Genomic DNA, 25,434 nt, shown 5'->3' with positions numbered 1-25,434 from the left:
GCCGACGCCGCGGGGTATCGATGACGACGCAGAGGAGCCCCGAGACCCATGAGTTTCCCGAGCCGACTGCCCGACGCCCGCTCCCCCGCGGAGGGTTCGGGGGCCAACCTCGCCGACATCCTGGAGCGGGTGCTCGACAAGGGCGTGGTGATCGCGGGCGATATCCGCATCAACCTGCTCGACATCGAACTGCTGACGATCAAACTCCGTCTGGTGGTCGCCTCGGTCGACCGGGCGAAGGAGATGGGCATCGACTGGTGGGAGAGCGATCCCTCGCTGTCCTCGGGCGCGCGCTCCCGTGAACTGCGCGAGGAGAACGAGCGGTTGCGGGAGCGCCTCGCCGCGCTGGAGGAGGAGCGGCCGGCCCTGCCGGCCCGGGAGGCGGAGGCCGCCCGGGACCGGCGGGCGGACGGAAGGGGAGGTGAGGAGCGGTGACCGAAGGAAAGCCGGTACTGGAGGGGGAGCTGGTGGCCGAAGGGGAACCGGTACTGGAGGGGCAATTGGTGACTGAAGGAAAGCCGGTGCCGGAACGAGAGGTGGTGGCCGGAGGGCGGCCGGTCGCCGAGGGCGAGCTGCTGTACGCCTACGCGGTCGCCCGGGACACCGGCCCGGCCCGGGACGTGCCGGAGACGGTGACGGGCGTGGCCGGCGAGCCGGTGCGCGAGGTGTGCCACGAAGGGTTCGCGGCCCTGGTGGGCCGGGTGCCCGCGGCGGAGTTCGAGGAGGGGGCGCTGCGCGAGCGGCTGGAGGACCTGGCGTGGCTGGAGCGGGTGGCCCGCGGCCACCAGCGGGTGGTCGACGCGGCGGTCTCCCTCTTCCCCTGCGCGCTGCCGCTGCGGCTGGCGACCGTCTACCACGACGAGAACGGGCTGCGGCGGATGCTGACGGCGGGCCGGGAGGCCTTCGGCACCGCGCTCGACCGGCTGGAAGGCCGCGTCGAGTGGGGCGTCACGGTCTACGCCACCTCGGCACCGGCGGAAGCACCGCCGCAACCGTCCGGCCCCCCGTCCGGCCGCGACTACCTGCGGCGGCGCGGTGCCGAGCGCCGGGCCGCCGAGGCGGGCGCACGGCAGGAGGCGCGGCAGGCGGAGGCGGTGCACGAGACGCTCGCCGCCCTGGCGGAGGCGGTCCGGCTGTACCCTCCGCAGAACTCCCCGCTCGCCGCGCACCCGGGCCGCAACCTCCTCAACGCCGCCTATCTGGTGCCGCGGGATCGCGCGGAGGAGTTCACGAGGACGGTCTCTCAGCTGACGGACCGGGCCCCCGACGGATTCCGGATCCGGCTGACGGGACCGTGGGCCCCCTATTCCTTCGTCACTCACGACCCCTGCGTCCCGGAGGCGCCGTGAACGGTGACGGGCTCCCGGCGGAGCGGCTGTCCCTGGTGGACCTCCTCGACCGGCTGCTCGCCGGCGGGGTGGTGCTCACCGGCGACCTCACCCTGCGGATCGCGGACGTCGACCTCGTCCGGATCAATCTGCGGGCCCTGATCAGCTCCGTGGACGCCCGCGTGCCCTCGCCCTGGGACGACTGGCGGGACCCGGTCGAGATCGACGGACGAGCGACGGAGGGATGACGGAGACATGAGCGCAGCCGCGAACCGCCGCGTGGAGCTGGATCACGACACCGTCGAACGCGACCTGATGAAACTCATCCTGACCATCCTCGAACTCCTCCGGGAGCTGATGGAGCGTCAGGCGCTGCGCCGTGTCGACCAGGGCGATCTCACCGAGGAGCAGGAGGAGCGGATCGGCATGACCCTGATGCTGCTCGCCGACCGCATGGACGGCCTCTGCCGGCAGTACGGTCTGGACCCCGGGGAACTGGATCTGGACCTGGGCCCCTTGGGGTCGCTCCTGGGACGCCAGTGACGGGCGGGGCCCCGACTGCCCCTGCGGATCCGCTCGTTCGGGTGATGGACGGCCGTGCGGACAGGCATGACCATGACGGAGAAGTCCGGATGAACCACGCATCCCCGCGATTCCGGACGGAGAGGGGAATCCTGTGCTCCGTCACCCCGCCCTCCCTCGTCTCCTGTGCACCGCCGCCCTGGTCCTGGGGTCGGCCGGCTTCGCCCAGTCGGCTCCCGGCACGGCGGGCCGCGCCGCCGCCGGGCCCCTGGAGCCGGCCTGCCCACCGCCCGGCGGCGGCACCTGCTACGTCGAATGGTTCGACAGCGCCGGCCGGCGGAGCATCGAGCTCAGCCCGGAGGTCGGCGTCTGCTACAACATGACCTCGGCCGGCGCGGTCCGGGGCACCAACATGACCACCCGCACGGTCCACCTCTGGCCGAGCAGCGACTGTGTCGGCAGCGCGACCGCGCTCGTCACCTCCGGCCGCTCCTGGAACGACCCGTCCCACACGTACTTCTCGTTCCGGCCGATCCGCTGAACCGGCGGGCCGCTCCCCCGCCTCGGCGAGCGGCCCGCCGAGGTCACTCGAAGAACGCTCGCAGCAGGGCGCTCACCCCGCGCGCCACCGCCCGCAGCGCCCCCACCTCCACCGCCGTCTCGGCGATGTCAGCCACGGCGTCCGCCGCCTCGAACCGCTCGGTCCGGCACCTCCGGCACGTGCGCCGGCGTCTCCGGCCGAGCCGTCCGCAGCGCTCGCACGCGCGCTCCCGCTTCCTCATCAAACGATGTTCCCATGGTCGTACCGGCAGGTGGGACGGTGGCAGCCGCGGGCGCTGCCGCAACCCGTTCGACGGACCCGGCGGTGTTTTCCGCCCCCGGCGCACACCCGGCCCGTAGCGTCCGCCGTGAGCACCCGGGCCCGTCCGGCCCGGGCTCCGGAGGAAGGGGTGCGCTCCATGCCCGAACTGCCCGCAGCCGCCGGACCGTCCGCGGTCCCCCGCCGTCGCGCCCTGCTCCTCGGGGCGGCGGCGGGCGCCGCGTCCGGCCTGGCGCCGGGCACCGCGCGGTCCGCGGTCCGGCGGACGGCCCGGTCGGCCGGCGGCCGCCGCGTCGCCGTGATCGGCGCCGGCGTCGGCGGTCTCACCGTCGCCCACGAGCTCGCGGAGCGCGGTTTCGCGGTGACGGTGTACGAGCGGCGCACGGTCCCCGGCGGCAAGGCGCGCTCCCTGTACGTCCCGCACACCGGCACCGGGGGCCGCCGGGACCTGCCCGGCGAGCACGGCCACCGCGGGGTGTTCGGCTTCTACCACAACCTCCCGGACACCCTCCGCCGCATCCCGCTGCCCGGCGGGGAGAGCGTCCACTCCCGCCTCACCCCCGTGCGGTGGGTCGAGTTCGCCCGCGTCCCGGGGCGTCCGGACATCCCCGTCCCCGTCGACCGGTGGGTCCCGTCGTCGCTCTCCGACGCGAACCTGCTGATCGCCTCGCTCGCCGGCCTGCTCCAGGAGGGCGTGCGCCTGCCACCGTGGGAGGCGCTGTTCTTCGCCAAGCAGGCGGTGATGCTCCTGACGAGCTGTACGGAACGCCGGTTCGGGCAGTGGGAGTACGTGCGCTGGTGGGACTTCATCCGGGCGGACGGGATGTCGGAGGACTACCAGAAGTTCCTCGGCGGCGGCGTCCAGTTGCTGCAGGCGCTCCGCGCGCCCGTCGCCAGCACCCGGACCTGCGGCCAGGGCATGGAGTCCATCCTCTACGACCTGGCGGGCCGCGGCAGTGACGCCGGCGGCCCGTTCGACCGGGTCTTCGACGCGCCGACCAGCGAGGCGTGGCTCGACCCCTGGGCGGCCCACCTGCGAGCGCTCGGTGTGCGGTTCGCCTTCGGCCGCACCGTGGAGCGGCTCGACCTGAGCGGCGGCCGGATCGCCTCCGCGACGGCCCGGACCGCGCACGGCACGACGGAACGGATCGACGCCGACTGGTTCGTCGTCGCCCTCCCCGCCGACCGGGCCGTCCGCCTCTGGAACCCCGCCCTCCGGTCGGCCGACCCCCGGCTGGCGGCCATGGACGGGCTGCGGCACACCTGGTGCAGCGGCATCCAGTACTACCTCCGTGAGCAGGCCCCCGGCATCCGGGGCCACGTCGTGCACGTGGACTCCCCCTGGAAGCTGGCGTCCATCGCCCAGTCCCGGGTCTGGTCGGCGCCCTTCGCCCGGACCTGGGGCGACGGGCGGGTGCGGGAGTCGCTGTCCGTGGTGATCTCCGAGTGGGAGACACCGGGCATCCTCTACGGCAAGCCCGCCCGGCGCTGCACCCGGGCCGAGGTCGCCCGCGAGGTGTGGGCGCAGATGAAGGCGCACCTCGCCGACCACGCCCCGCTGGACGACGCCCTGCTGGAGACCTGGTACCTGGACGAGGCGATCACCGAGGACGGAAGCGGCGGCCTGCGCGACGACGATCCGTTCCTGATGAACACCGCCGGTTCCTGGGACCTGCGCCCGGAGGCCACCACCGCCGTGGGCAACCTGTTCCTGGCGGCCGACCACGTCCGGACGTACAGCAACATCGACTTCGCGTCGATGGAGACGGCGAACGAGGCCGGGCGCCGGGCCGCCGGGGCGATCCTGGCCGCGGCGGGCGGTACGGGCGGGGGCGGCGGGGCGGAGGTGCGGACGTTCCGGGGGTACGAGGCGCCGGAGTTCGCCGCGGCCCGGGCGCTGGACCGGCAGCGCTGGCGGCAGGGGCTGCGACACATTCTGGACGTCGGCTGACCCAGAACGCGCCGGGGGCTACGGGGTTCCAGGGCTCCGGAGTTCCAGGGGCTCCGGTATGGCGTGGACACCCTGTTCCCCTCCCGTACCCCCCGGCGTCACAGTGTCGCCATCACCCCTTCCACCCGCCTCGCTGTCCTTGGAGCGCTTCGTCCCCCTTCCCCCACACACCCTCAGAGGTCACCTTGCCCATGGGAGAGATCGACCGCCGGCGGTTCCTGCAGCTGACCGGCGGCACCGCCGCGTTCACCGCGCTGTCCGGCAGCATCGCCCGCGCCGCCGCCATTCCGGCCCGGCGGAGCTCCGGCAGCATCCGGGACGTCGAGCACATCGTCGTCCTGATGCAGGAGAACCGTTCCTTCGATCACTACTTCGGGTCCCTGCGGGGCGTCCGCGGCTTCGGTGACCCGCGGCCCGTGACCCTGCCCAGCGGAAAGTCCGTCTGGCACCAGTCGGACGGCAAACGCGACATCCTGCCGTTCCGCCCCGAGGCCGACCACCTGGGCATGCAGTTCCTCCAGGACCTCAACCACGACTGGGCGGGCGGCCAGCGGGCGTTCGCCAAGGGCCGCTACGACCAGTGGGTGCCGGCCAAGACGGCGACCACCATGGCGTACCTCACCCGCGAGGACATACCGGTCCACTACGCCCTCGCCGACGCGTTCACCCTCTGCGACGCGTACCACTGCTCGTTCATCGGGTCCACCGACCCCAACCGCTACTACCTGTGGAGCGGGTACACCGGCAACGACGGCAAGGGCGGCGGCCCGGTCCTCGGGAACGACGAGGCGGGGTACGGCTGGACCACCTACCCCGAGCGGCTGGAGAAGGCCGGGGTCTCGTGGAAGATCTACCAGGACGTCGGCGACGGCCTGGACGCCAAGGGCAAGTGGGGCTGGACCGGCGACGCCTACCGCGGCAACTACGGCGACAACTCGCTCCTCTACTTCAACGCGTACCGCAACGCCAAGCCGGGCGACCCGCTGTACGAGAAGGCCCGCACCGGGACCGACGTCCGCAAGGGCGACGGCCTCTTCGACGTCCTCAAGGCGGACGTGAAGGCCGGCCGGCTGCCGCAGGTCTCCTGGATCGCCGCGCCGGAGGCGTACAGCGAGCACCCGAACTGGCCCGCCAACTACGGTGCCTGGTACATCGCGCAGGTGCTGGACGCGCTGACCGCCGACCCGGAGGTGTGGAGCCGCACCGCCTTGTTCATCACCTACGACGAGAACGACGGCTTCTTCGATCACGTCGTCCCGCCCTTCCCGCCCGCGTCCGCGGCTCAGGGACTGTCCACCGTCGACCCGGGGCCTGACCTCTACAAGGGGAGCATCGGCAAGGCGGCGGGCCCGTACGGGCTGGGGCAGCGCGTTCCGATGCTGGTGGTCTCGCCGTGGAGCACCGGCGGCTTCGTGTGCTCCGAGGTCTTCGACCACACCTCGGTCATCCGGTTCATGGAGAGCCGCTTCGGGGTGCGCGAGCCCAACATCTCGCCGTGGCGGCGGGCGGTCTGCGGCGATCTCACCTCGGCCTTCGACTTCAGCCGGGCGAGCACCGGGACCGCCGCGCTGCCGTCCACGGACGGCTACCGGCCCCCGGACCGGCTGCGCCACCCCGACTACGTACCGAAGCCGCCCGCGACCGGCACCCTCCCCCGCCAGGAGCCGGGCTCCCGTCCCACCCGGCCGCTGCCCTACGCGCCGTTCACCGACGGGGCGGCGGCGCCGGCGACCGGCCGGTTCACCCTGGCGTTCGGCGGCGGGGAGGCGGCGGGCGCACAGTTCCTCGTCACCTCGCCCAACCGCACGGACGGCCCGTGGACGTACACCGCGGAGGCCGGGAAGACGATCGCCGACACCTGGAACACGGCCTACTCCAAGGGCGTCTACGACCTCACGGTGCACGGCCCGAACGGCTTCCTCCGGAGCTTCAGGGGCCCCGGCGGCACCGCGGGCCCCGAGGTCACCGCCCGCCACAACGCGGCCACCGGTGACCTCGACCTCACGCTGACCCAGCGGGGCACGGCCGACTGCCATCTGACCGTCACCGACGCCTACGGCGGCCCGGCCGAGACCGTGACGGTACGGCCGGGCGCCACCGTGCGGCACACGGTGCGGACGCGGGCGGGCAAGCGCTGGTACGACGTGTCGGTGGTGTCGCACGAGGACGGTGTGTTCCTGAGACGCTTCGCCGGGCACGTCGAGACGGGCGCCTCCGGAGTGAGCGACCCGGCCATCGCCACCCGCTGATCCCGGTCCGGGCGTCCGGCCGCTCCCCCCGTCACCGCTCGCGGGTCAGGGCGGCCAGACGCCCGTCCGCCACAGGTGCACGATGGCCCGGGCGATCCCGCGCGACTCCGGGTCCACCAGCGCGTCGGGGTCGCCGCCGGCCGCGTCGAGGTCGTCGAGGAACCGCCCGACGGCCTCCCGGCCGACCCGCTCCAGCGTGGCGTCGTGGTACAGCCGGACGAGCCCGGTCGCCCGCAGCTCGTCCTCGTCCCGCCCGGTCAGCCGGGCCGAGAGGGCGACGAAACCCGGATGGTCCGCATGGGCGTGATTCATCCGCTTCCGTCCCTCTCGTCATACTTTCCGTACATTCCTTCCCGTGCCGCCGGGGCGTCCATTCTGCGGGGCGCGTACCGGCGCGGAAAAGGGCGCACGCAAAGGGGTGTTCCCGGCATTGCCGCCGGGACGTGTGGTTCTCCGGCGACGAATGTGCCCCTCCACATCGCCGAAAAGGCACGCCTGCCCGCCGGATTCCCGGGCATCCGCGAGGTGTCCGCCTTTCCTCCCCTACACACAGCGCGTACGTACCGCGCGAGGAGGCAGCATGTCGCAGATCGAGGAATCCGTCGAGGTCGCCGTTCCGGTCACCACCGCGTACAACCAGTGGACACAGTTCGAGGAGTTCCCGCAATTCATGGAGGGCGTGGAACGGATCGAGCAGCGTTCGCCGACGCTGACGCACTGGGTGACCAAGACGGACGGCGTCCGCCGGGAGTTCGACGCGGTGATCACCGAGCAGATCCCGGACGAAAGGGTGGCGTGGACCACGGTCGACGGTGACGTCCGGCAGGCCGGCGTCGTCACGTTCCACCGGCTGGACGCGGCCCGCACCAAGGTGATGCTCCAGTTCGACCACACGCCGGAGGGCGTGGTGGACACCGTGGGCGACAAGCTGGGGTTCGTCCGCCGGCAGGCCAAGGGCGATCTCGAGCGGTTCAAGACGTTCATCGAGTCGCGCGGCCTGGAGACGGGCCGGTGGCGCGGCCGGGTGTAAGCCCGAGCGAGCCGGGTGCGCGCCCGGAGCGCACCGCGTTCCGGAACGGCGAGGGGGCCGCGGTCCGAGGACCGCGGCCCCCTCGGGGGTCCCACCGGAAGAAGGTCAGTCGCGGAACGCGTCCTTCGCCTTCTCCTTGGCGCCCCGCAGGTCGCCCTTGGCCTGGTCGGCCCGGCCCTCGGCCTCCTTGCTCTCGTTGCCGACGGCCCGGCCGGCCTGCTCCTTGAGCTTGCCCTTGGCCTGCTCCGCCTTGGCCTTGGCCTTCTCCTGAGCGCTCATCTCGATAACTCCTCAGTGTCGATGGCGGTCGTGTCGATTTCATCCGGGCGGCTGCCCGGGCCGGCTCCCCGTAAACCCATCGGTCACCGGCGCACTGAAGTCGTACGCGCGCCGGGCTAGTTCGGTCTCGAATCCGCATCGGCCTGGCATGAAGAAAGGAAGCGCGGATAAAAGCGAAAGCATCGGGAAGACGACACGTCGGAGGTTGATTTACATGGTTCCCCTTCTTCTCGTCCTGCTCCTCGCCCTGATCCTTTTCGGTGCCGGATTCGCCGTGAAGATTCTGTGGTGGGTCGCGGTGGCGGTGCTTGTCATCTGGCTGCTCGGCTTCCTCGTGCGCTCCGTCGACTCCGGTGGCGGCCGCAGCCGCTGGTACCGATGGTGACCCGCTGACCACACAGCCATCACGGCCCCGTCTCCTCCGGGCCCGGCGGGACCTGATCCCCGCCGGGCCCCGGTGCTGTCCGGCCGGATTCCTTCGGAAGTCCGGCCGAAAATAGCCCTGCCTGCATGCATGTCCCGGCGAACCCGGGGCAGAAGCCGAACTGTCAAGCACAGTTAAGGAGGGCGCACGTGACCAGCACGAGCGTGACGCAGACGGCCGACGCCGAGCGGAGCAGCACTGCGGTGGGTGGGCCTCTCGGTGTGGATCTGCCACAGGTGGAGGACGCGGGAGGCATCGACCCGCGCGACGCCCGGGCCCTGAACAAGCTCTTCCTGGACCGGCTGTCGGTCCTGGAGGAGGGTACGCACGAGTACCAGTACGTCCGGAACACCCTCATCGAGATGAACCTCTCCCTGGTGCGTTACGTCGCCGGCCGCTTCCGCGGCCGCGCCGACCAGATGGAGGACATCGTCCAGGTGGGCACGATCGGTCTGATCAAGGCGATCGACCGGTTCGATCTGACCCGGGAGGTCGAGTTCACCACCCTCGCCATCCCCTACATCACCGGCGAGATCAAACGCTTCTTCCGTGACACCAGTTGGGCCGTCCACGTCCCCCGCCGGCTCCAGGAGCTCCGGGTGGAGCTCGTCAAGGCGACGGAGGAGCTCTCCGGCCGGCTCGGCCGCTCCCCGACGGTCAAGGAGCTGGCCGAGGTGCTGGACCTGTCCGAGGACGAGGTGATCGAGGCGCAGGTCGCCAGCAACGGCTACTCCGCCCACTCCATCGACACCCCCGCCGAGCCCGGGCCGCGCGGCCACGACTCCTCGCGCTCGTGGTCGGAGCGGATCGGCACGGTGGACGAGAACCTGGAGAAGGTCGAGTCGCTGCACGTCCTCAAGCCGCTGCTGAAGGAACTGGACGAGCGGGAGCGGCTGATGCTGGAGCTGCGCTTCGGGCAGGAGATGACCCAGTCGCAGATCGGCGCCGAGCTCGGCATCTCGCAGATGCACGTCTCCCGGCTGCTCAGCCGCACCCTCGGCAAGCTGCGCAAGAAGATGCTCGCCCAGCAGTGATCCCGCCCGTCGGCGGCCGGCTCCACCGCGCACGACGTCGCCCCTCACGGCCCTCCGGCCGGCGAGGGGCGCCGTCGTGCACGCGAGAGCGGATCGGAAGGATTTCTTCCAGGGTTATTTCCGGACTTCCGGGCGAGGCGTGGAGAGAGGGACGATCCCGGAAGACCCGGAACGGAGGTACCGACGTGGACTGGCGACAGTACGCCGCCTGTACGGAAGAGGACCCCGACCTGTTCTTTCCCATCGGCACGGGAGTTCCGGCGCTGGCGCAGACCGAAGGGGCCAAATCGGTCTGTGCGCGCTGCCCGGTGAGGGAAGAATGTCTGCGATGGGCTGTGGAGACCCGTCAGGAGTACGGAGTGTGGGGTGGTACAAGCGAGGGGGACAGGCGTGAGCTCCTGCGGGGGACGGGAAGGCGCCATGTGGGTACCTCTTCCTAGTACGGTGGCGGAGCTCCCTGCGGGGCGGGACGTTCCCGGCCCACGGTGCGCCCTCGCGGGGACGGTGAGCGGACCCGCGACGGACGTGCGGTCCCGACCCGCCAGTGATCGAGGTGACGCTGTGAACGACACGACGGCCGTGGCCGGGCCGTTCGTCCACCCGGCGTTGTTCTACCGGGACGGGGGAGAATACGTCGCCGCGCTCACGGCGTTCGTCCGCGAGGGGCTGGCCGTCGGCGACCCGGTGGCGATCGCCGTGCCCCGCGTCCGGCTGGAGCTGCTGCGGGACGCGCTGGGCGCGGACGGGTCCGGGGTCCGGTTCGTCGACATGGAGGAGGCGGGCCGCAATCCGGGGCGGATCATTCCACGGGTGCTGCGGGCCTTCGCCGACGCCCACCCCGACCGGCACGTCCGCATCATCGGCGAGCCGATCTGGGCGAGCCGTTCCGCCACGGAATACCCGGCGTGCGTCCAGCACGAGGCCCTGATCAACCACGCGTTCGCGGGCCGCAGGGTGACCATCGTCTGTCCGTACGACACGGCGCGGCTGGATCCGCGGGCGGTGGCCGACGCCTACGCGACCCACCCGGTGATCATCGACGGCGACCGCAACGGCCCCAGCGGCTCGTACGCGCCGGACCACATCATCGCCGCCTACAACCAGCCGCTGCCGCCGCCGCGTGCCGGGTCCGTCCTCTCCTTCGACTTCGACGACACGTTGCTGCCGGACGCGCGGCGCGCCGTGGTGGAGCGGGCCGTGGCGCTGGGGCTGGCACCCGAGCGCCGGGACGACCTGGCGCTGGCCGTCGCCGAGCTGACCACCAACAGCGTGGTGCACGGCGGCGGGACGGGGACGGTGCGGATCTGGGCCGAGGGCGGTCGCTTGGTGTGGGAGGTGCAGGACCGCGGGCACATCAGCGATCCGCTGGCCGGCCGCCGCCCGCCCACGCCCGACCGCCCCGGCGGCCGGGGCCTGCTGCTCGTCCACACCCTGAGCGACCTCGTCCGTACCCACACGGGCCCGGGCGGCACCACGACGCGCTGCCTGCTCTCCCGCGTCCCGTCGCCCTGAACCACCCGTCATGCGGGTGAACCCGGCGCAGTTCGATTGCGCCGGCCCGCCCGGAACGGCGAGCGTGGGCGGGCGCCGGTGAGGCGCCGGCCGACGGAAGGAACGGGACGGATGAAGCGCGTCATGGCGAGAACGCGGTGGGCCGTACGCACGGCCGTGGCCGCGGTGGGCACCCTGGCACTCTGCGCCGCGGTGGCGCCGCCGGCCTCGGCGGACGGCGGCGACTGCGTCGGACAGACCTGTCTGCAGGTCGAGCGGAACGGCCTCCACGTGGCGCGGGCGACGGTCACCCCGGCCCGCGGCGCGAAGTTCTTCGGCCACTACCGGCTGTACGGCGGCGGCGTCGACAACAAGAGCGCGTCGCAGCACTGGCACGAGGGGCTGCGGTACACGGTGGCCTGGGGCCGGGATGTGCCGGACCACACCAAGATCTGCGCCGAGGGCTGGGAGCAGGTCAGAGGTCAGTTGAAGCCGCTCGGCACGAAGTGCGTGGAGATCCGGAGGTCCGGCGGCTGACGGCGGCCCCGGCAGCCCTCATCCGTCGTAGGACTGCAACTCGACGAGGTTGCCCTCGGGGTCGCGGACGTGGGCCGTCCGCAGGGTCGGCCCCCACTCCGGCCGCTGGGCGGGGGCCGCGACCGCCGTGGCGCCGTGCCGCAGGCAGAGGGCGTAGCCGGCGTCGACGTCCGGGACGCGGCTGACGAGCATCGTCCGGTCGGCGGGGCCCGCTTCCGCCGCCGGGCCGGTGATGTCGGCCATGGCCCGGCGGTCGAGCAGCATCAGCGCACCCTCGCCGGCCAGGTCCCAGTGGGCGTAAGGCCCCTCCTCCGTGCCCCGGACCAGGCGGGCGCCGGTGAGTTCGGGCAGGACGGCGGCGTAGAAGCGGAAGGTCTCGGCGAACCGGCCGACGAGCAGCCGGGGGTGCAGGGCGTCCATGACACTCCTCCAATAGTGGGTTCCGACCCATGATGGGTGGCTACCTACAATAGTGACGTGAATGAGACACCTCCCACCCTCACCGCCCTGACGCCCTATCTGCTCTCCCGGATCGGCAAGGACGCCCGCGGCCGGGTCGCCGCCCGGCTGGCCGACCGCGATCTGCGGATGTGGCACATGGCCGTGCTGGCCGCCCTCGCCGACTTCGGCCCGCACGCCCAACGGGAGCTCGCCGAGCGCCTGGCGATCGACCCCAGTGACATGACGAAGATCGTGGACGACCTGGCCGCCCTCGGCCACGTCGAACGGACCCGCGACCCTCGCGACCGCCGACGCCTCTCCGTCAACCTGTGCCCCGCCGGCGCCACGGAACTCGCCCGGCTCACCGATGACGTACTCGCCGCCCAGGACGAGCTTCTCGCCCCGCTGACCGCCCGGGAGCGGGAGCGGCTGCACACGCTGCTCGACAAGGTCTTCCGCCATGGGGGAGAAGCCGCGGACGGGCCGGGGCGGCCGTAGCCGCCTGCCTCACGCCCGCCTGGTGGCGACGGCCGCCAGGTAGAGGGGTGGCAGGAACCGCGTGCGCAGGGCGACGGGCGCGCCGCAGGCGCCGGCCAAGTACCGGAGCGCCGCGGGGCTGTACGCCTTGCGCAGGCTGACGACGGCGTCGTGCGCCTGGGCGGGGCCGCCGCAGAGGAAGGCCGCGGGGACGGCCGCGAGGCACGCGGGGTGGCGCCACAGGTCGATGATCAGGAGCCGCCGGGCGACGCGGGTGCCCTCGCGCAGCACGTCCGCCGCGCCCCGGGGCGGCAGGTGGTGCAGGGACTGGGTGAAGACGGCGAGGTCGTAGGAGCCGTCGGGGACGTCGATCGCGGTGGCGTCGAGCCGTGTGACGGTGGCCCGCGTGTGGCGGCCGAGCGGTCCCGCCCGCAGCGCCTCGACGAGGTCCGGGGCGACGTCGCTGACGGTGGCCCGGGCGGCCGGGTGCCGGTCGAGGACCCAGCGGGTGAGTCCGCCGTCCCCGGCGCCGAGTTCGAGGAAGCACGGCCGGGGTACGTCCCGGAGCCCGTCCAGGACGAGGGCGCCGAACGTCCGGTGGGCGAGGGTGAGCCGTTCCAGCCGGGCCAGTCCGCGCAGCACCCGGCGGCGCCGGCCCGCGGCGTCGGCGCGGTCGAGGTACTCGGGGCGGTCGGTCTCGTACAGCCGGTCCCACCACGCGGCGCCGGGGCCGCCCCGGGGCATGTCGTCGGTCACGGTCGGCCAACGACCCGTTCGCGGCCCGGGTCACGTCCGGGCCGGGGCACCGGACCGCGCGGGCGCGGTGCGCAACCGTCCGCGCTCCCCCGGCGTCTTGTGCGAGGCTCCGGCGGTGATGACGCCGGGCGTCAGGGCTCGTGAGCGAAGGGACCGTGGGAGCAGTGGACGACATACGCAGGCCGGCCGCGACCGCCGTGCGGGAGGCGTCGGCCGGAGGGCCGGAACCGGCGCCGCGCCCGAGGGGCCTGCTGGATCTGCGGGGACGGGAACGGGCCCCCGCGCTGCTGGTGTACCCCGCCGACGCCGTGCTGGTCGTGTCGGGACTGCCCGGCAGCGGCAAGAGCACCCTGATCCGCCGCTGGTCGGGGGCCGCGTCGGTCGTCGACCCGAGGGACGCGCACGAGGACTGCGCGGCGGTGATGCCGGCATGGCTGCCGTACGCGGTGTACCGGCCGTGGGCGCGCCTGGTGTACGCCCACCGGCTGTGGAACGCGGTCCGGGCGGGCGGGCCGCTGCTGGTGCACGACTGCGGCAGCCGGGCGTGGCTGCGGCGGCTGCTCGCCCGGGAGGCGGGGCGCCGGGGCCGCGAACTGCACCTGGTCCTCCTGGACATGGCGGCGGCCGACGCCCTCGCCGGCCAGGAGGCACGCGGGCGCTGGGCCCGGCCCCGCGTCTTCGACCGGCACCGGCGCGGGCTGCGACGGCTGTCGGACGCGCTCGCCGCACCGGGCGCCGGGGAGCCGGGCGGGAGTCCGGTGCCCGAGGCGGCCTCGGTGGTACTGCTGGACCGGACGACGCGCGAGCACGTGGCGGCCGTCGCGTTCCGGCGGTAGCGCGGCTGTCCGCCCGCGCACCGGAGGGGGATTGTCAGACCCCTCTGTCACGATCGTTCGTGTGAGTATCCGTGAGGGCGGGTGCGGGGAGGACAGCCATGGGTTTCTTCGACGGCCGGATGGTGCCGGCCGAACACGAGCCGGACCGTCCGGAGTTCGTCGACCTGGGGCCGCCGGGGCCACGGTATGGAGACGACGGGCCGCCGGCCGACCGGTACCTGCCGACGGTGCTTCCCCGAGTGGCGCGGGTGGCCGAGGGGCCGCGGGTACGGGTGGTGTTCACGGGCTGGGAGGTGTGGCCCGAGGAGGTCACGCTGTGTCTGCAGCTCTTCTGGCGGCGCAGGCGGACGGACGAGGTGTACGGCGATGCCTGGTACGCCCGGCCCGGCGCGGGGGCGCTGCGGGTGGGGCTGCGGCCGGCGCACGGCGGTCCCGGCCTCACTGTGCGGGAGTACGGCACGGATCCCGGCGGGGCGTTCCACCGGCCGGTGCGGTTCCTGCTGTCGGCGGTGCCGGAGGGCGGGCCTTTGACGCTGGTGCTGGAGTGGCCGGACGAGGGCATAGCGGAGACCGCGGTCGCGCTGGACACGAGTGGCCTCGGGGAGGCGGCGCGGCGGGTGGTGGAGATATGGCCGGAGGGGTCGGGGTGGTGAGGGGGAGGCCCCCGGCCCGCCCTTTCGCCGTTTCCTGGGGCTGCGCCCCAGACCCCCCTTTCGCGGCTTCGCCGCTCGTCCTCAAACGCCGGACGGGCTGACTTCAGCCCGTCCGGCGTTTGAGGACAGCGCGCGCAGCGTGCTGCGGGGGTGCGGGGGCTTGCCCCCGCAGGAGATGGTGAAAGGGCGGGGCCGGGGCAACCTCATCGCCCCGGCCCCGCCAACACCCGCCGCGCCTGCGCGATGAGCGCCCGCCCCGCCGGACTGACCGGACCGTCCGTGCGCCAGGCGAAAGCCAGCCGGCCCCGCAACGCCGGCGGATCGATGGCCACCGACACCAGCTCCGGCGCGCGGGAGGCCGCGAACTCCCCCGGCAGGATCGCCGCCCCCAGCCCATGCGCGGCGAGTTCGGCGAGCGTGCCGGGATCACCCGCCTCCAAAGCGATCCGCGGCCGGAACCCGGCCGCGGCGCACGCCTCGTCGAGCCGGGCGCGGAGCCCCGTGCCGCGCGGCAGGCTGATCAGGGGCCGGTCGCGCAGGGTGTCGAGGGAGACGACCGGGTGGACGGCGAGTTCATGGCCGGGGGCCACCGCGGCGACGATCGCCTGGTCCTCCAGTACGTGCAGGGAGATGCCGGCCGGGCCGTCCCGCCCCACGCTGATGATCGCCGCGTCGAAGCGACCGCCGCGGAGGCCGTCGACGAGCCGGTCCGTGGTGTCCTCGGCGAGGGTGATCTCGACCGCAGGGTGCTCCTGGTGGAAGCCGGCGAGCAGTCCGGGCAGGTCGGCGTTGTGCGAGGTCACGGTGCCGACGGCGACGCGGCCCCGGAGGAGTCCGGCCATCTCGTCGACGACGAGCCGGGCCCGCTCGACGGCGGCGAGGGCGGCGCGCGCGTGCGGCAGGAAAGCCGCGCCGACCTCGGTGAGCGCCACGGACCGCCCCGAGCGGTCCAGCAGCTCCTGCCCGAGCTCCCGTTCCAGCTTGCGGATCTGCGCGCTGACCCCGGGCTGGGCGACCCGTACCCGCTCGGCGGCCCGGGTGAAGTTCCGTTCCTCCACCACCGTCACGAAGTACTCGAGCTGACGCAGTTCCATAACCAGCGATGCTAGCAGCCAGACTTTCCATGTCTTGGACTTCTGGTGTGCCCCGGAGGAGGCTGGTTACCACAAGGCAGCAACACCGCACCGAAGGAGCAGCACCATGACCGATATCCGCGAACGCGCCACCACCCCCGAGGACTTGACCCGCCTGTTCGTCGAGCGAGCCAACGCCCGCGACGCCGAAGGGATGGCCGCGCTCTACGCGCCCGACGCCGTCCTGGCCTTCCCGCCCGGCAGCGCGACGGTCGGCCGGGAGGCGATCCGCGCCGTCTGCGAACAGCTCCTGCTCCACGCGGAGCTGCCGTTCGTGCCCGAGCCGCCGCTGCCGACGGTCCGTTACGGGGCCGACCTCGCCCTCACGTCGACCCGGTCCGCCGACGACACGGGCGGCAGGGTGCAGGTCGTCCGGCGCGAGCCCGACGGGACCTGGCTGCGGATCATCGACCGGCCCGAGTCGAAGGCCGGCCGATGAGCGTGCTCGTCGCCGGGGCCGGCATCGGCGGCCTGACCACCGCCCTCGCCCTGCACGCCGCAGGGATCGACGCGACCGTCGTGGAGAGCGTCCGGGAGGTCCGCCCGCTCGGCGTGGGCATCAACCTCCTGCCGCACGCCGTCCGCGAACTCACCGAGCTGGGGCTCGGGGACGCGCTGGCCGCCGTCGGCGTGCCGACCGCCGAGAACGTGTACTGCGACCGCGACGGCACCGTCCTGTTCTCCGAACCGCGCGGTGTCGCCCAGGGCTACCGCTGGCCGCAGTACTCGGTGCACCGCGGGGAGCTCCAGCTGATGCTGCTCACCGCGGTCCGCGACCGGCTGGGCCCGGACGCCGTCCGCACCGGGACGCGCCTGGACGGCTTCACCGACACCGGGTCGGCCGTCCGGGCCCGGCTCCTCGACCGGGCGACCGGGAAGCACCGGACCGCGGAGGCCGGGGTGCTGGTCGGGGCGGACGGGCTGCACTCGGCCGTCCGCGGGCTGCTGCACCCGGACGGCGGGCCGCTGTTGTGGTCGGGGGTCCGGATGTGGCGCGGGGTGACGGAGGGGAAGCCCTTCCTCACCGGGCGGTCGGCGGTCCTGGTCCGGGACGGGGACGCCGAGTTCATCGCCTATCCGATCGGCCGCGACCGGATCAACTGGGTCTGCCTGGTCCGGGAGGCGCCGCCCGGGCCGCTGGGCGAGGAGGCCGGCTGGAACCGCCCGGGCCGGCTCGCCGGCCTGCTCCCCCACTACGCGCACTGGTCGCTCGGCTTCCTGGACGTCCCGGGCCTGCTGACCGGCGCCGAGCGGATCCTGGAGTACCCGATGGTCGACCGGGAGCCGCTGCCGTCCTGGGGGCGCGGCCGGGTCACCCTGCTCGGCGACGCGGCGCACCCGATGTACCCGGTGGGGGCCAACGGCGCCTCCCAGGCCGTCGTGGACGCCCGGGTGCTCGCCCACGCGCTGGCGGGGGCCGGCGACGTGCCGGCCGCGCTGGCCCGTTACGCGGAGGAGCGGCGGGAGGCGACGGCCGCCGTCGTCCGCGCCAACCGGGCCATGAACGAGGCGGTGCGAGGGGTTCCGGACGACGGCGGGCGGAGCGCGGAGCACTACGCCCGCATCACGGACGCCTACCGGCGGGCGAGCGGGGGCGATCCCGCCGACCTGAACGCCCGCCCGTCGCTGACGCCCCGCTGACCGGTGGTCAGTACCCCGTCGGCTGCGCGGCCAGCACCCGCAGGAGCTGGTCGAGCTCCGGTCGCCAGGGGCGGTTGACGTTGATGCGCGTCGGCTTCTCCCGGCCCGGCATCAGGAAGCGGAACGAGCTCCACAGGGAGCCCATCCGCACGTCGCTCATCAGGTGCCGGGCCTGGTCGTGCGGCAGGGCCAGGACGAGTTCCTTGGGCCGGCTGCTGAGCTTCCCGGCGCGGTGGAACAGCAGGGCCTGCTGGGTGAAGGTGACGAAGTAGGTGTCCACGAAGAAGATCCACACGCTCGACAGGAAGGCCATGGCGATCGGGCTGGGCCCGCTGATTCCGTAGACCGTCACCACCGGCCGGTCGGAGGGGTTCGCCTCGGCCACCGCCCGTCCCACGTGTGCCTGGATCGTCGCCTTGCGCACCGGCATGCTCGCTCCTCGTGCCTCGTGGGAGTCCCGCGTGCCTCCTGGAGAACCCCGCGGGGAAAGGCCCCTATTGAAGCCCCTCCTCGCCGTCCGGGAACCGGCGATTTCCGGACAGCGGGGGGACGAGTTTCGGAGCGGCGGACTCCGGCCGTCAGCCGGCCGACCGGGACAGCGCCTCCCGTACCGCCTCGTCGGTGCGGCCCACCACGGCGGTGCCGTCGTCCGCGGTGATGATGGGCCGCTGGATCAGCTTGGGGTGCCCGGCGAGGGCACCGATCCAGCGGTCGCGCGCGGCGGCGTCACGCGGCCAGTCCTTCAGGCCGAGCTCCTTGGCCTCGTCCTCCCCGGTGCGCGTGATGTCCCACGGCTCCAGCCCGAGCCGGTCGAGCACGGCCCGGATCTCGCTCTCGTCGGGGACGTCGTCCAGGTAGCGGCGGACGGTGTACTCGGCGCCTTCCTCGTCGAGCAGCTTGACGGCCGAGCGGCACTTCGAACAGGCGGGGTTGATCCAGATCTCCATGCCGCACAGGGTACCGCCCCACCCCTTCAAATCCCGTCTGAGCTGGGGCGATTGTCAGTGCCCGGCAGTAGAATGGAGGGGTAGTGAAGAGGTCGCCCGACCCCTTCGTCAGGAGGACGCCGATGGCCGCAGCAGCAGCACCGCTCACCGACCCGTGCACCCTCGCGACGCTGCCGAGGAAGCGTCTGCCCGCCGGGCATCCCCGTGAGTGGTACGAGTCCCACAACCGCCGGCTGAAGGCCATGCGCCTCGCCATAGCGCTGCTCCACAGCGGTGCGTACCGGCCCGAGCAGGCGACCAACCGCAGGATACGCCGGGTCGCCGACCGGATCGGGGTGCGCCCGCCGTCGAACGCGACCTGCCGGATGGTCAGGTCGCTGATCCACGCCGAGGCGCCCGCGGCACGCGCCGCCCGCCGCTGATCTCACCCATGTCCGCGCGCCGCAACCGCCCGGCCACCACCCGTTCCCCCGCCCGTCACCCGTCGGCCCCGGCCCGTCCGTAGCGTCGTCGTATGACGATCCAGCAGGTCGCCCCGGTCCCGGCCGCCCCGGCGCCGGCCGTCGCGCCGGGGGCCGGGACGGAGCGGGAGGTTCCGCCGCGGACGACGTCCCGGACCGTCGTCCGCGGCGGAACCACGGCCGGGCCGCGACGGCGGCGTGGTCCGGCCGCGCCGGTGCGCCGGCTGGGGGCGCAGGCGCTGCTGATGTCGGCCGCCCTGGTGGCGCTGTGCGCGGCGGCCGTGGCCGGGGCCGTCGCGGTGCGGGCCGACACGGGCCGGCTACGGGAGACCGTCACCGAGCGGGCGGCGACGGCGGCCGGGCTGCGCTTCGCCCTGGCCGACCTCGACGCGCAGCGCGCCAACGCGCTGGTGCCCGGGCACTCCGCCGACCGGCCCGCCGTCCTGCCCGCGGGCCGGTCGGCGGACGACTTCCAGGTGGGCAACCGCGTCCTGGCCCTGCTCACCGCCCGACAGCGGCGCGCCGAGGTCAGCGACCTGCTGCGGCGGCTGGGCGGGGACCCCGCCGAGGGCGTCCGGGTGCGGGTGCTCCTGGACGGCCTGGGCCGGTACGACGAGCTGACCGCGCGGTCGTCCGCCGTCGACGAGACGGCGCCGGACCGGCCCGCCGGCCGCCCGCCCTCCGGTGCCGTCACCCTCTCCGTCGACGCGGGCGAGGTGATGCACCGTGAACTGCTGCCCGCGGCGGACGCCCTGGCGTCCGGGTACGCGCGGCGGGCGGACGGGCTGGCGGACCGCGCGCACGGCGCGGCCGTGGCCGCCGCATGGACCACGGCCGGGGCGGGCGCCGCCGCCCTGGCCGTCCTCGGCTGGTGCCAGTGGCGGCTGGCCCGCCGCTACCGGCGGGTGTTCAACCCGGCGCTGTGCGCCGCGACGGTCGCCGCCGCCGTCGTCACCGCCCTGGGCACGGTGGCGTTCCTGTCGGCGGCGGACGGCGTCCGGGACGCGGCGCGGGCCGGTCTGCGCCCGTGGGCCCGGCTGGCCGAGGCCCGGGCGGTCGCCGCCGAGGCGGCGGCCACCGAGGGCCGCTGGTTCGTCTACGACACCCGCCCCGGATCCGCCGCCGTGAGCAGGTTCGAGGGCCTGACCGCGCGCCTCGGCTCCCTCCTCGCGCCGGACGGTTACTCCTACGCCCCCGGGCGCGCCGCCCACCGGGACGTGCTCGACCGGTACGGGCGGTTCCGCGACGACGACCGCCGGATGCGGGAGGAGCACGCCACCGGGCGGACGGACGCGGCCGTGCTGACGCTCACCGAACTCGGGCGCGGGCGGATCCCGTTCGACTTCTGGGAGTTCGCGGGTTCGCTCGAAGCCCTGTCCGCGCGCCACTTGGACGTCCTCACGGAACGGACGGCGTCCGCCCGCGACCGGCTGGCCGGCTGGCCCGCGGTGCCGGCGGGCGTGCTGGGCGGCGCCGTGCTCCTCGTGGGGGCGGGGCTGCGGCCCCGGTTCGCCGAGTACCGCTGAATCCGGAACCGTTGCGTCCGGGCCGCACCGGATAATGCCCGGCCCGGTGTCCGACCCACCCAGTACGCTGCTGCGACGATGACTGACGACCAGATACCGCACACTTTCCAGGTCGACCTGCGCGGCCTGGTGGACCTGCTGTCCCACCACCTGTACTCCAGCCCCAAGGTGTACCTCCGCGAACTTCTGCAGAACGCCGTGGACGCCATCACGGCCCGCCGCGCGGAGGAGCCGACGGCGCCCGCCACGGTGCGCCTGCACGCCGACGGGGGCCGGCTGCGGGTGGAGGACAGCGGCATCGGCCTGACGGAGGCCGACGTCCACGACCTGCTGGCCACCATAGGCCGCAGCTCCAAGCGCGACGGGCTGGAGTCGGCGCGCTCGGAATTCCTCGGCCAGTTCGGCATCGGGCTGCTCGCCTGCTTCGTCGTCGCCGAGGAGATCCGGGTCGTCAGCCGTTCCGCCCGGACGCCCGGCGCGCCGCCCGTCGAGTGGACGGCGCGCGACGACGGTTCGTACACCGTCCGCACGCTCGCCGACGACGCGCGCCCCGAGCCGGGCACGACGGTGTACCTGGCCGCGCGCCGCGGCGCGGAGGACTGGCTCGCCGAGGAGCGCGTGCTCGCCCTCGCCAAGGACTTCGGTTCGCTCCTCCCCCACGACGTGCGGGTGGGCGACACCCCGGTGACCGACCGGCCGCCCGTCTGGGAGCGGACGTACCCGAGCCCGTCCGCCCGGCGGATGGCGCTCGCCCGGCACTGCCACGAGCTGTTCGGCTTCTCACCGCTGGACGCCGTCGAGCTCGACGTGCCGGTGGCCGGGGTGCGCGGTGTCGCGTACGTGCTGCCGCAGGCGGTCAGCCCGGGCCGGCGCGGCGGGCACCGCGTGCACCTGAAGGGCATGCTGCTCACCGACCGGGCCGACGAACTCCTGCCCGAATGGGCGTTCTTCGTCCGCTGCGTCGTCGACACCGACAGCCTGCGGCCCACCGCCTCGCGCGAGAGCCTGTACGACGACGACCGGCTGGCGGCGGTCCGGGAGGCCCTCGGGGAGCGGATCCGCGACTGGCTCGCCGAGCTGGCGGCGGGCGACCAGGAGCGGCTGCGGCAGTTCCTGTCCGTCCATCACGTCGGCGTCAAGTCGCTGGCGCGGCACGACGCGGACATGCTGCGCACGATGCTGCCGTGGCTGCCGTTCGAGACCAGTGACGGGCAGCTGTCGCTGGAGGAGTTCGCGCAGCGGCACCGGACGGTCCACTTCACCCGGACCGTCGAGGAGTTCCGGCAGGTCGCGCCGATCGCGGCGGCGCAGGGCGTCGGTGTGGTCAACGGCGGCTACACCTTCGACGGCGAGCTGGTGGAGATGCTGCCCCGGGTGCGTCCGGGCACCACGGTCGCCGAGCTGGACGCGGAGACGGTCACCGCGCATCTGGACCACGTGGAGCCGGGCGACGAGCTGGCGCTGGCCGACTTCCTGGCGGCGGCGCGGGCGCGGCTGGACACGCTCGGGTGCGATGTGGTGCTCCGCTCCTTCCTGCCGGTCACCGTGCCCGCTCTGCATCTGGACGACCGCGCGGCCCGGCACGAACGGGCGCGCGCCGAGGAGGAGTCGAAGGCCGACGACCTGTGGTCGTCCATCCTGGGGTCGCTGCGGGACGAGGCCCCGCGCGCCCGGCTCGTCCTCAACCACCTCAGCCCCCTGGTCCGGCGCGTCGGCGCGCTCGCCGACCGCGATCTGGCGGGCACCGCCGCGGAGGCCCTCTACGGCCAGGCCCTGCTGATGGCCCAGCGCCCGCTGCGGCCGGCCGACTCGGCGCTGCTGAACCGTGCCTTCCTGGGCCTCCTGGAATGGGCGGCCCACCCCACCGCACCGTCCCAGCCGTCGGAGGAAGGCCGATGAACCGCACCGCTTCCGCCCTCCGCCAGGCGCTCCAGGACAACATGAACGAGCCCGAGGGCCCGGCGCGCAACGCCGTCGCCGAGCGGCTGGTGGACGAGGCCGGGCAGACCGGCGACACCGGGCTGCTGCTCGACACCCTGTTCAACGTGCTGTCCGCCTACAACTTCAGCTCCGAGTCCGAGAAGATGTTCGTCCCGTTCGCCCGCGTGCTGCGCATGTGGGACGAGCGGCCGGCGGACTTCGACCAGTACGCCGAGCACCGGCTGCACTGGATGTTCAAGTGGGTGGCCAGCGGGATGCTGGACCAGCCGGACATCCCGCTGGCGTCGGTGGAGAAGTGGCACGCGGAGATGGAGCACCGCTACCGGGTCGCGGGCCACAGCGAACGGGCCGTCCGGCAGAGCGAGTTCCGCATCGCCCGGGACACCGGTGACACCGCGCGGGCCGAACGGGCCTTCGCCGCCTGGCTCGCCGCCGACCGGGACCGGATGAGCGACTGCCACGCCTGCGAACTGCACACCCAGGGCGACTGGCTGAACCGGCTGGGACGGCCGGAGGAGGCCCTGGAGACCTGGCGCCCGGTCCTGGCCGGCGAGCACACGTGCGCGCACGAGCCGCACGTGGTCCTCGCCTCCTCGCTGCTCCCGCTGGTACGGCTGGGCCGGATCGACGAGGCCCGCGCCCACCACCTGCGCGGCTACCGGATGATCCGGGACATGGAGTCGATGCGGGCCACCGTCGGCGACCACATCGAGTTCTGCGCGCTCACCGGCAACGAGGCACGGGCCCTGGAGATCCTCGCCGAGCACACGGGCCACTTCGCCCCCTCCGGGGACCCGCTGTCCCTGCTCGGCTTCCTCGCGCCCGTCGCGCTGCTCGCCCGCCGGCTGACGGACCTGGGCCTCGGCGAGCGGCGGGTGCCCGGCCCGGCCGGGCGCGAGTGGACGGCCGCGGAGCTGCACGCCCATGCCCGGGCGGAGGCCCTGGAGCTGGCCGGCCGGTTCGACCGGCGCAACGGCAGTACGGTCGTCGGCGACCGCGTCCGCGCGCGAACGGACGCCGCGCCGCTGGCCGAGCGGCTGCCGCTGGGCGTACGCGCCGAGCGGCTGACCGTCCCGCGGCCCGCGCCCGCCGCGCCGCCGGCCCCGGCGTCTCCGGACGACGTCCGGGAGCTGCTGGCCACAGCCCGCCGGCTGACGGAGGATCCGGCGCCCGGCGCCCGGGCCGCGTGGGAGGCGTTCGCGCGGGCCGCGCCCGGCCGCGAGGGCGAGCTCGACCCGCTCGGCCGGGCCGAACTCGCCGACCACGAGGCGATGGAGCGGGTAGCGGAACCGGAGAAGTGCGTCGAGGGCTTCCGCTCGGCCGCCCTGCTGTACGAGGCCGCCGGGCATCCCGCCCAGGCCGCCCTCGCCCGGGCGCGGGCGGCGCTGGCCCTGTCCTTCGCCGGGCGCGCGGCGGAGGCCGTGGCGGCGGCCGACGCCGAGTGCGCGGTGCTGCGCGGGCTGCACGCGGAGGGCCGGGCGGAGCCCCGGTCGGTGGCCACGGCCCTGCTCTACCGGTGCCGCGTCCTCCGCAACGGGCTCGACGACGGCCCGGAGAACGCCGGCGACGCCCTGTCCGCACTGGAGGCCGCGCTCGACGAGGCGGCCGCTTTCGGTGAGGAGCACCGTGCGGCGGGCCGGATGGTGTCCGGCCGACTGGCCGACGTCCTGCAACTGCGCGGCGAACTGGCCCTGGAGGCGGGCGATCCGGCCCGGGCGGCCGGATGGTTCGGCCGCGCGGTGGAGCTGACGGACGAGGCGGACCTGGCCTGGTACGCGCCGGAGGCACGCGTCGGCCTGGCCCGGGCCGCGATGGCCTGCGGCGATCCGGAGACGGCGGTCGGGGCCGCGCGGTCCGCCCTGGAGCACGGCGCCGGGTCGATGGAGGCCGGGTCGATGCAGGAGGCGCACGCGGCGCAGGTGCACGTCCTGCTGTCCGAGGCCCTCACCGCCACCGGCCGGCACGAGCCCGCGGTGGAGCACGCCCTGGAGGCGGCGCACCGGGCCGACCAGGCGGGCGAGAGCGCGACCCTCGGGGCCTGGGCCCGGCTCACCCTCGGCGGGGCGCTGCACCGGCTGGGCCGCGCGGACGAGGCCGCGTCCGTCCTGGAGACGGCGCTCCCGGACCTCGAAGAGGGCCACGGCGAGGGCCAGGTGGTCCAGGCGCGCTGGTGGCTCGGCGAGTGCCTGGCCGCGCTGGGCGACCACCGCGAGGCGGCCGGGCAGTTCCTGCGCGCCGCCTCGGTCGCGCAGCACTGGGAGGACCAGCGGGACCACGCCGTCCTCGCCCACATGGCCGCCGACTGCCTGGGCCGCGCGGGCCGGGACGACGAGGCCGAGCGGGCCTACCGGCGGGCCGAGGCGCTGTGGCGCGACCTGGACCGGCCGGAGGCGTACGTCCGGGTGCTGCGCGCCCGCGCGTGGCTCGCCGCGCGCGGGGAGGACGACGGCCCGGCCCGGGCCCGGGAGCTGATGACCGAGGCCGAGCGCGCGTGCGCGGCCGCGCTGGCGGCGGCCGGGGACGACGAGGCGCGGGAGCTGCTGCGCGGTGAACTCGCGGACACCCACCGGCAGACCGGCGAGCTGATCGTCCGGTGCTGCGAGGGCGTGCCGGGGGACGGGGACGACGGAGATGCCGCCCGGGAGGCGTACGAGGAGGGGCTCGCGCACCTCGGGCGGGCGGTGGCCGTCTTCGCGGAGGCCGGCCCCGCGCTGCGCGACTCGCGGGCGGGCGCCGAACTGGCGGCCGCCTGGCTGGAGATCGACCTGGGCCGGAACGCGGCCGCCGCGGACCGGGCGCGGGCGGTGCTCGCGGAGTACGGCGACGCGTCGGAGGAGGTCGCGCGGACGCGGCGGGCCGAGGCGGAGAGCATCCTCATGTACGCGACGCGAGAGAGCCCGTCCGGCGTTTGAGGCCAACCGCGCGAAGCGCGGTTTCGGGGCCTGGGGCGGAGCCCC

At 74.3% G+C, this 25,434-nt stretch carries 29 protein-coding genes; 22 read left to right on the top strand and 7 right to left on the bottom strand.

Annotation, left to right across the window (positions count from 1 at the left end; genetic code table 11):
* Window positions 1-48 precede the first annotated feature (48 nt).
* The 7 genes from ACH4PU_RS19515 (at window position 49) to ACH4PU_RS19485 (ending at window position 6,870) form a co-directional block, all read left to right on the top strand.
* A complete protein-coding gene (locus ACH4PU_RS19515; RefSeq protein ID WP_398273151.1) occupies window positions 49-435 on the top strand; it encodes a gas vesicle protein in 387 nt (128 codons plus the stop codon).
* A complete protein-coding gene (locus ACH4PU_RS19510) occupies window positions 432-1,349 on the top strand; it encodes a GvpL/GvpF family gas vesicle protein (RefSeq protein ID WP_398273149.1) in 918 nt (305 codons plus the stop codon). The genes ACH4PU_RS19515 and ACH4PU_RS19510 overlap by 4 nt, the downstream gene beginning before the upstream one ends.
* The gene (locus tag ACH4PU_RS19505) at window positions 1,346-1,576 is read left to right on the top strand and encodes a gas vesicle protein (RefSeq protein ID WP_398273147.1); all 231 of its coding nucleotides are present in this window, start codon (window positions 1,346-1,348) and stop codon (window positions 1,574-1,576) included. The genes ACH4PU_RS19510 and ACH4PU_RS19505 overlap by 4 nt, the downstream gene beginning before the upstream one ends.
* Window positions 1,577-1,583: 7 nt before the next feature.
* On the top strand, window positions 1,584-1,871 hold the full coding sequence (locus tag ACH4PU_RS19500; protein ID WP_398273145.1) for a gas vesicle protein K: 288 nt from the start codon (window positions 1,584-1,586) through the stop codon (window positions 1,869-1,871).
* Window positions 1,872-2,004: 133 nt separating this feature from the next.
* Window positions 2,005-2,391 (top strand): hypothetical protein, encoded by a 387-nt coding sequence (locus ACH4PU_RS19495; RefSeq protein ID WP_398273143.1) that lies wholly within the window; start codon window positions 2,005-2,007, stop codon window positions 2,389-2,391.
* 418 nt (window positions 2,392-2,809) lie between these two features.
* On the top strand, window positions 2,810-4,621 hold the full coding sequence (locus tag ACH4PU_RS19490) for an FAD-dependent oxidoreductase (RefSeq protein ID WP_398273140.1): 1,812 nt from the start codon (window positions 2,810-2,812) through the stop codon (window positions 4,619-4,621).
* Between the two features lie 191 nt (window positions 4,622-4,812).
* The gene (locus tag ACH4PU_RS19485) at window positions 4,813-6,870 is read left to right on the top strand and encodes a phosphocholine-specific phospholipase C (protein ID WP_398273138.1); all 2,058 of its coding nucleotides are present in this window, start codon (window positions 4,813-4,815) and stop codon (window positions 6,868-6,870) included.
* Between the two features lie 45 nt (window positions 6,871-6,915).
* On the opposite strand, the gene ACH4PU_RS19480 is transcribed toward ACH4PU_RS19485, so the two are convergent.
* The gene (locus ACH4PU_RS19480; RefSeq protein WP_398273136.1) at window positions 6,916-7,182 is read right to left on the bottom strand and encodes a hypothetical protein; all 267 of its coding nucleotides are present in this window, start codon (window positions 7,180-7,182) and stop codon (window positions 6,916-6,918) included.
* Between the two features lie 268 nt (window positions 7,183-7,450).
* Here ACH4PU_RS19480 and ACH4PU_RS19475 point away from each other — a divergent pair, with 268 nt between their 5' ends.
* Window positions 7,451-7,900 (top strand): SRPBCC family protein, encoded by a 450-nt coding sequence (locus ACH4PU_RS19475; RefSeq protein ID WP_185945016.1) that lies wholly within the window; start codon window positions 7,451-7,453, stop codon window positions 7,898-7,900.
* A 105-nt stretch (window positions 7,901-8,005) separates the two neighbouring features.
* On the opposite strand, the gene ACH4PU_RS19470 is transcribed toward ACH4PU_RS19475, so the two are convergent.
* On the bottom strand, window positions 8,006-8,179 hold the full coding sequence (locus ACH4PU_RS19470) for a CsbD family protein (RefSeq protein WP_004947741.1): 174 nt from the start codon (window positions 8,177-8,179) through the stop codon (window positions 8,006-8,008).
* Between the two features lie 214 nt (window positions 8,180-8,393).
* Here ACH4PU_RS19470 and ACH4PU_RS19465 point away from each other — a divergent pair, with 214 nt between their 5' ends.
* The 5 genes from ACH4PU_RS19465 (at window position 8,394) to ACH4PU_RS19445 (ending at window position 11,665) form a co-directional block, all read left to right on the top strand.
* Window positions 8,394-8,564 (top strand): hypothetical protein, encoded by a 171-nt coding sequence (locus tag ACH4PU_RS19465; protein ID WP_004947742.1) that lies wholly within the window; start codon window positions 8,394-8,396, stop codon window positions 8,562-8,564.
* A 188-nt stretch (window positions 8,565-8,752) separates the two neighbouring features.
* On the top strand, window positions 8,753-9,637 hold the full coding sequence (locus ACH4PU_RS19460; protein WP_398273133.1) for an RNA polymerase sigma factor SigF: 885 nt from the start codon (window positions 8,753-8,755) through the stop codon (window positions 9,635-9,637).
* Between the two features lie 185 nt (window positions 9,638-9,822).
* Complete coding sequence (locus tag ACH4PU_RS19455; RefSeq protein ID WP_398273130.1) at window positions 9,823-10,077, top strand: WhiB family transcriptional regulator; 255 nt, start codon at window positions 9,823-9,825, stop codon at window positions 10,075-10,077.
* A 121-nt stretch (window positions 10,078-10,198) separates the two neighbouring features.
* A complete protein-coding gene (locus ACH4PU_RS19450; protein WP_398273128.1) occupies window positions 10,199-11,149 on the top strand; it encodes an anti-sigma factor RsbA family regulatory protein in 951 nt (316 codons plus the stop codon).
* A 111-nt stretch (window positions 11,150-11,260) separates the two neighbouring features.
* Window positions 11,261-11,665 (top strand): hypothetical protein, encoded by a 405-nt coding sequence (locus ACH4PU_RS19445; RefSeq protein ID WP_398273126.1) that lies wholly within the window; start codon window positions 11,261-11,263, stop codon window positions 11,663-11,665.
* An 18-nt stretch (window positions 11,666-11,683) separates the two neighbouring features.
* Here the strand turns inward: ACH4PU_RS19445 and ACH4PU_RS19440 are convergent, their stop codons facing one another.
* A complete protein-coding gene (locus ACH4PU_RS19440) occupies window positions 11,684-12,085 on the bottom strand; it encodes a VOC family protein (protein WP_398273124.1) in 402 nt (133 codons plus the stop codon).
* Between the two features lie 57 nt (window positions 12,086-12,142).
* Between ACH4PU_RS19440 and ACH4PU_RS19435 the strand changes: the two genes are divergently transcribed.
* Entirely contained in the window at window positions 12,143-12,604 is a 462-nt protein-coding gene (locus ACH4PU_RS19435) for a MarR family winged helix-turn-helix transcriptional regulator (protein ID WP_398273122.1), read from the top strand.
* Between the two features lie 9 nt (window positions 12,605-12,613).
* On the opposite strand, the gene ACH4PU_RS19430 is transcribed toward ACH4PU_RS19435, so the two are convergent.
* Complete coding sequence (locus ACH4PU_RS19430) at window positions 12,614-13,339, bottom strand: class I SAM-dependent methyltransferase (RefSeq protein ID WP_398273120.1); 726 nt, start codon at window positions 13,337-13,339, stop codon at window positions 12,614-12,616.
* Window positions 13,340-13,503: 164 nt separating this feature from the next.
* Between ACH4PU_RS19430 and ACH4PU_RS19425 the strand changes: the two genes are divergently transcribed.
* The gene (locus ACH4PU_RS19425; RefSeq protein ID WP_398273118.1) at window positions 13,504-14,175 is read left to right on the top strand and encodes an AAA family ATPase; all 672 of its coding nucleotides are present in this window, start codon (window positions 13,504-13,506) and stop codon (window positions 14,173-14,175) included.
* A 98-nt stretch (window positions 14,176-14,273) separates the two neighbouring features.
* Complete coding sequence (locus ACH4PU_RS19420) at window positions 14,274-14,828, top strand: hypothetical protein (RefSeq protein WP_398273116.1); 555 nt, start codon at window positions 14,274-14,276, stop codon at window positions 14,826-14,828.
* Window positions 14,829-15,031: 203 nt separating this feature from the next.
* On the opposite strand, the gene ACH4PU_RS19415 is transcribed toward ACH4PU_RS19420, so the two are convergent.
* Window positions 15,032-15,922 carry a LysR family transcriptional regulator gene (locus ACH4PU_RS19415; RefSeq protein ID WP_398273114.1) on the bottom strand — a complete coding sequence of 297 codons (891 nt, stop codon included), beginning with the start codon at window positions 15,920-15,922 and terminating at the stop codon, window positions 15,032-15,034.
* 106 nt (window positions 15,923-16,028) lie between these two features.
* Between ACH4PU_RS19415 and ACH4PU_RS19410 the strand changes: the two genes are divergently transcribed.
* On the top strand, window positions 16,029-16,400 hold the full coding sequence (locus tag ACH4PU_RS19410) for a YybH family protein (RefSeq protein WP_398273112.1): 372 nt from the start codon (window positions 16,029-16,031) through the stop codon (window positions 16,398-16,400).
* Window positions 16,397-17,602, top strand: coding sequence for a flavin-dependent oxidoreductase (locus tag ACH4PU_RS19405; protein WP_398273110.1), 1,206 nt, complete (start codon window positions 16,397-16,399; stop codon window positions 17,600-17,602). The genes ACH4PU_RS19410 and ACH4PU_RS19405 overlap by 4 nt, the downstream gene beginning before the upstream one ends.
* Before the next feature lie 7 nt (window positions 17,603-17,609).
* Here the strand turns inward: ACH4PU_RS19405 and ACH4PU_RS19400 are convergent, their stop codons facing one another.
* Together ACH4PU_RS19400 and ACH4PU_RS19395 are read right to left on the bottom strand one after the other, a co-directional pair.
* Window positions 17,610-18,032: a hypothetical protein gene (locus ACH4PU_RS19400; RefSeq protein ID WP_398273108.1), complete on the bottom strand. Its 423-nt coding sequence runs from the start codon at window positions 18,030-18,032 to the stop codon at window positions 17,610-17,612.
* A 148-nt stretch (window positions 18,033-18,180) separates the two neighbouring features.
* Window positions 18,181-18,549: an arsenate reductase family protein gene (locus ACH4PU_RS19395; RefSeq protein ID WP_398273106.1), complete on the bottom strand. Its 369-nt coding sequence runs from the start codon at window positions 18,547-18,549 to the stop codon at window positions 18,181-18,183.
* A 122-nt stretch (window positions 18,550-18,671) separates the two neighbouring features.
* Here ACH4PU_RS19395 and ACH4PU_RS19390 point away from each other — a divergent pair, with 122 nt between their 5' ends.
* From ACH4PU_RS19390 to ACH4PU_RS19375, 4 genes are all read left to right on the top strand, one after another.
* Window positions 18,672-18,971, top strand: a complete 300-nt coding sequence (locus ACH4PU_RS19390) for a hypothetical protein (RefSeq protein ID WP_398273104.1) — start codon at window positions 18,672-18,674, stop codon at window positions 18,969-18,971.
* A gap of 92 nt (window positions 18,972-19,063) precedes the next feature.
* Entirely contained in the window at window positions 19,064-20,536 is a 1,473-nt protein-coding gene (locus ACH4PU_RS19385; protein ID WP_398273102.1) for a hypothetical protein, read from the top strand.
* A 78-nt stretch (window positions 20,537-20,614) separates the two neighbouring features.
* Window positions 20,615-22,435, top strand: coding sequence for an HSP90 family protein (locus ACH4PU_RS19380; RefSeq protein WP_398273100.1), 1,821 nt, complete (start codon window positions 20,615-20,617; stop codon window positions 22,433-22,435).
* Window positions 22,432-25,389, top strand: a complete 2,958-nt coding sequence (locus ACH4PU_RS19375) for a tetratricopeptide repeat protein (RefSeq protein ID WP_398273098.1) — start codon at window positions 22,432-22,434, stop codon at window positions 25,387-25,389. Before ACH4PU_RS19380 ends, ACH4PU_RS19375 begins: the two co-directional genes overlap by 4 nt.
* The last annotated feature ends 45 nt before the right edge of the window (window positions 25,390-25,434 follow it).

Origin of the sequence: Streptomyces sp. NPDC021100 (assembly GCF_044333095.1) — a bacterium.
Classification (GTDB): Bacteria; Actinomycetota; Actinomycetes; order Streptomycetales; family Streptomycetaceae; genus Streptomyces.
The sequence above is the reverse complement of the archived record's forward strand: the minus strand, read 5'-3'. Positions and strand labels throughout refer to the sequence as shown.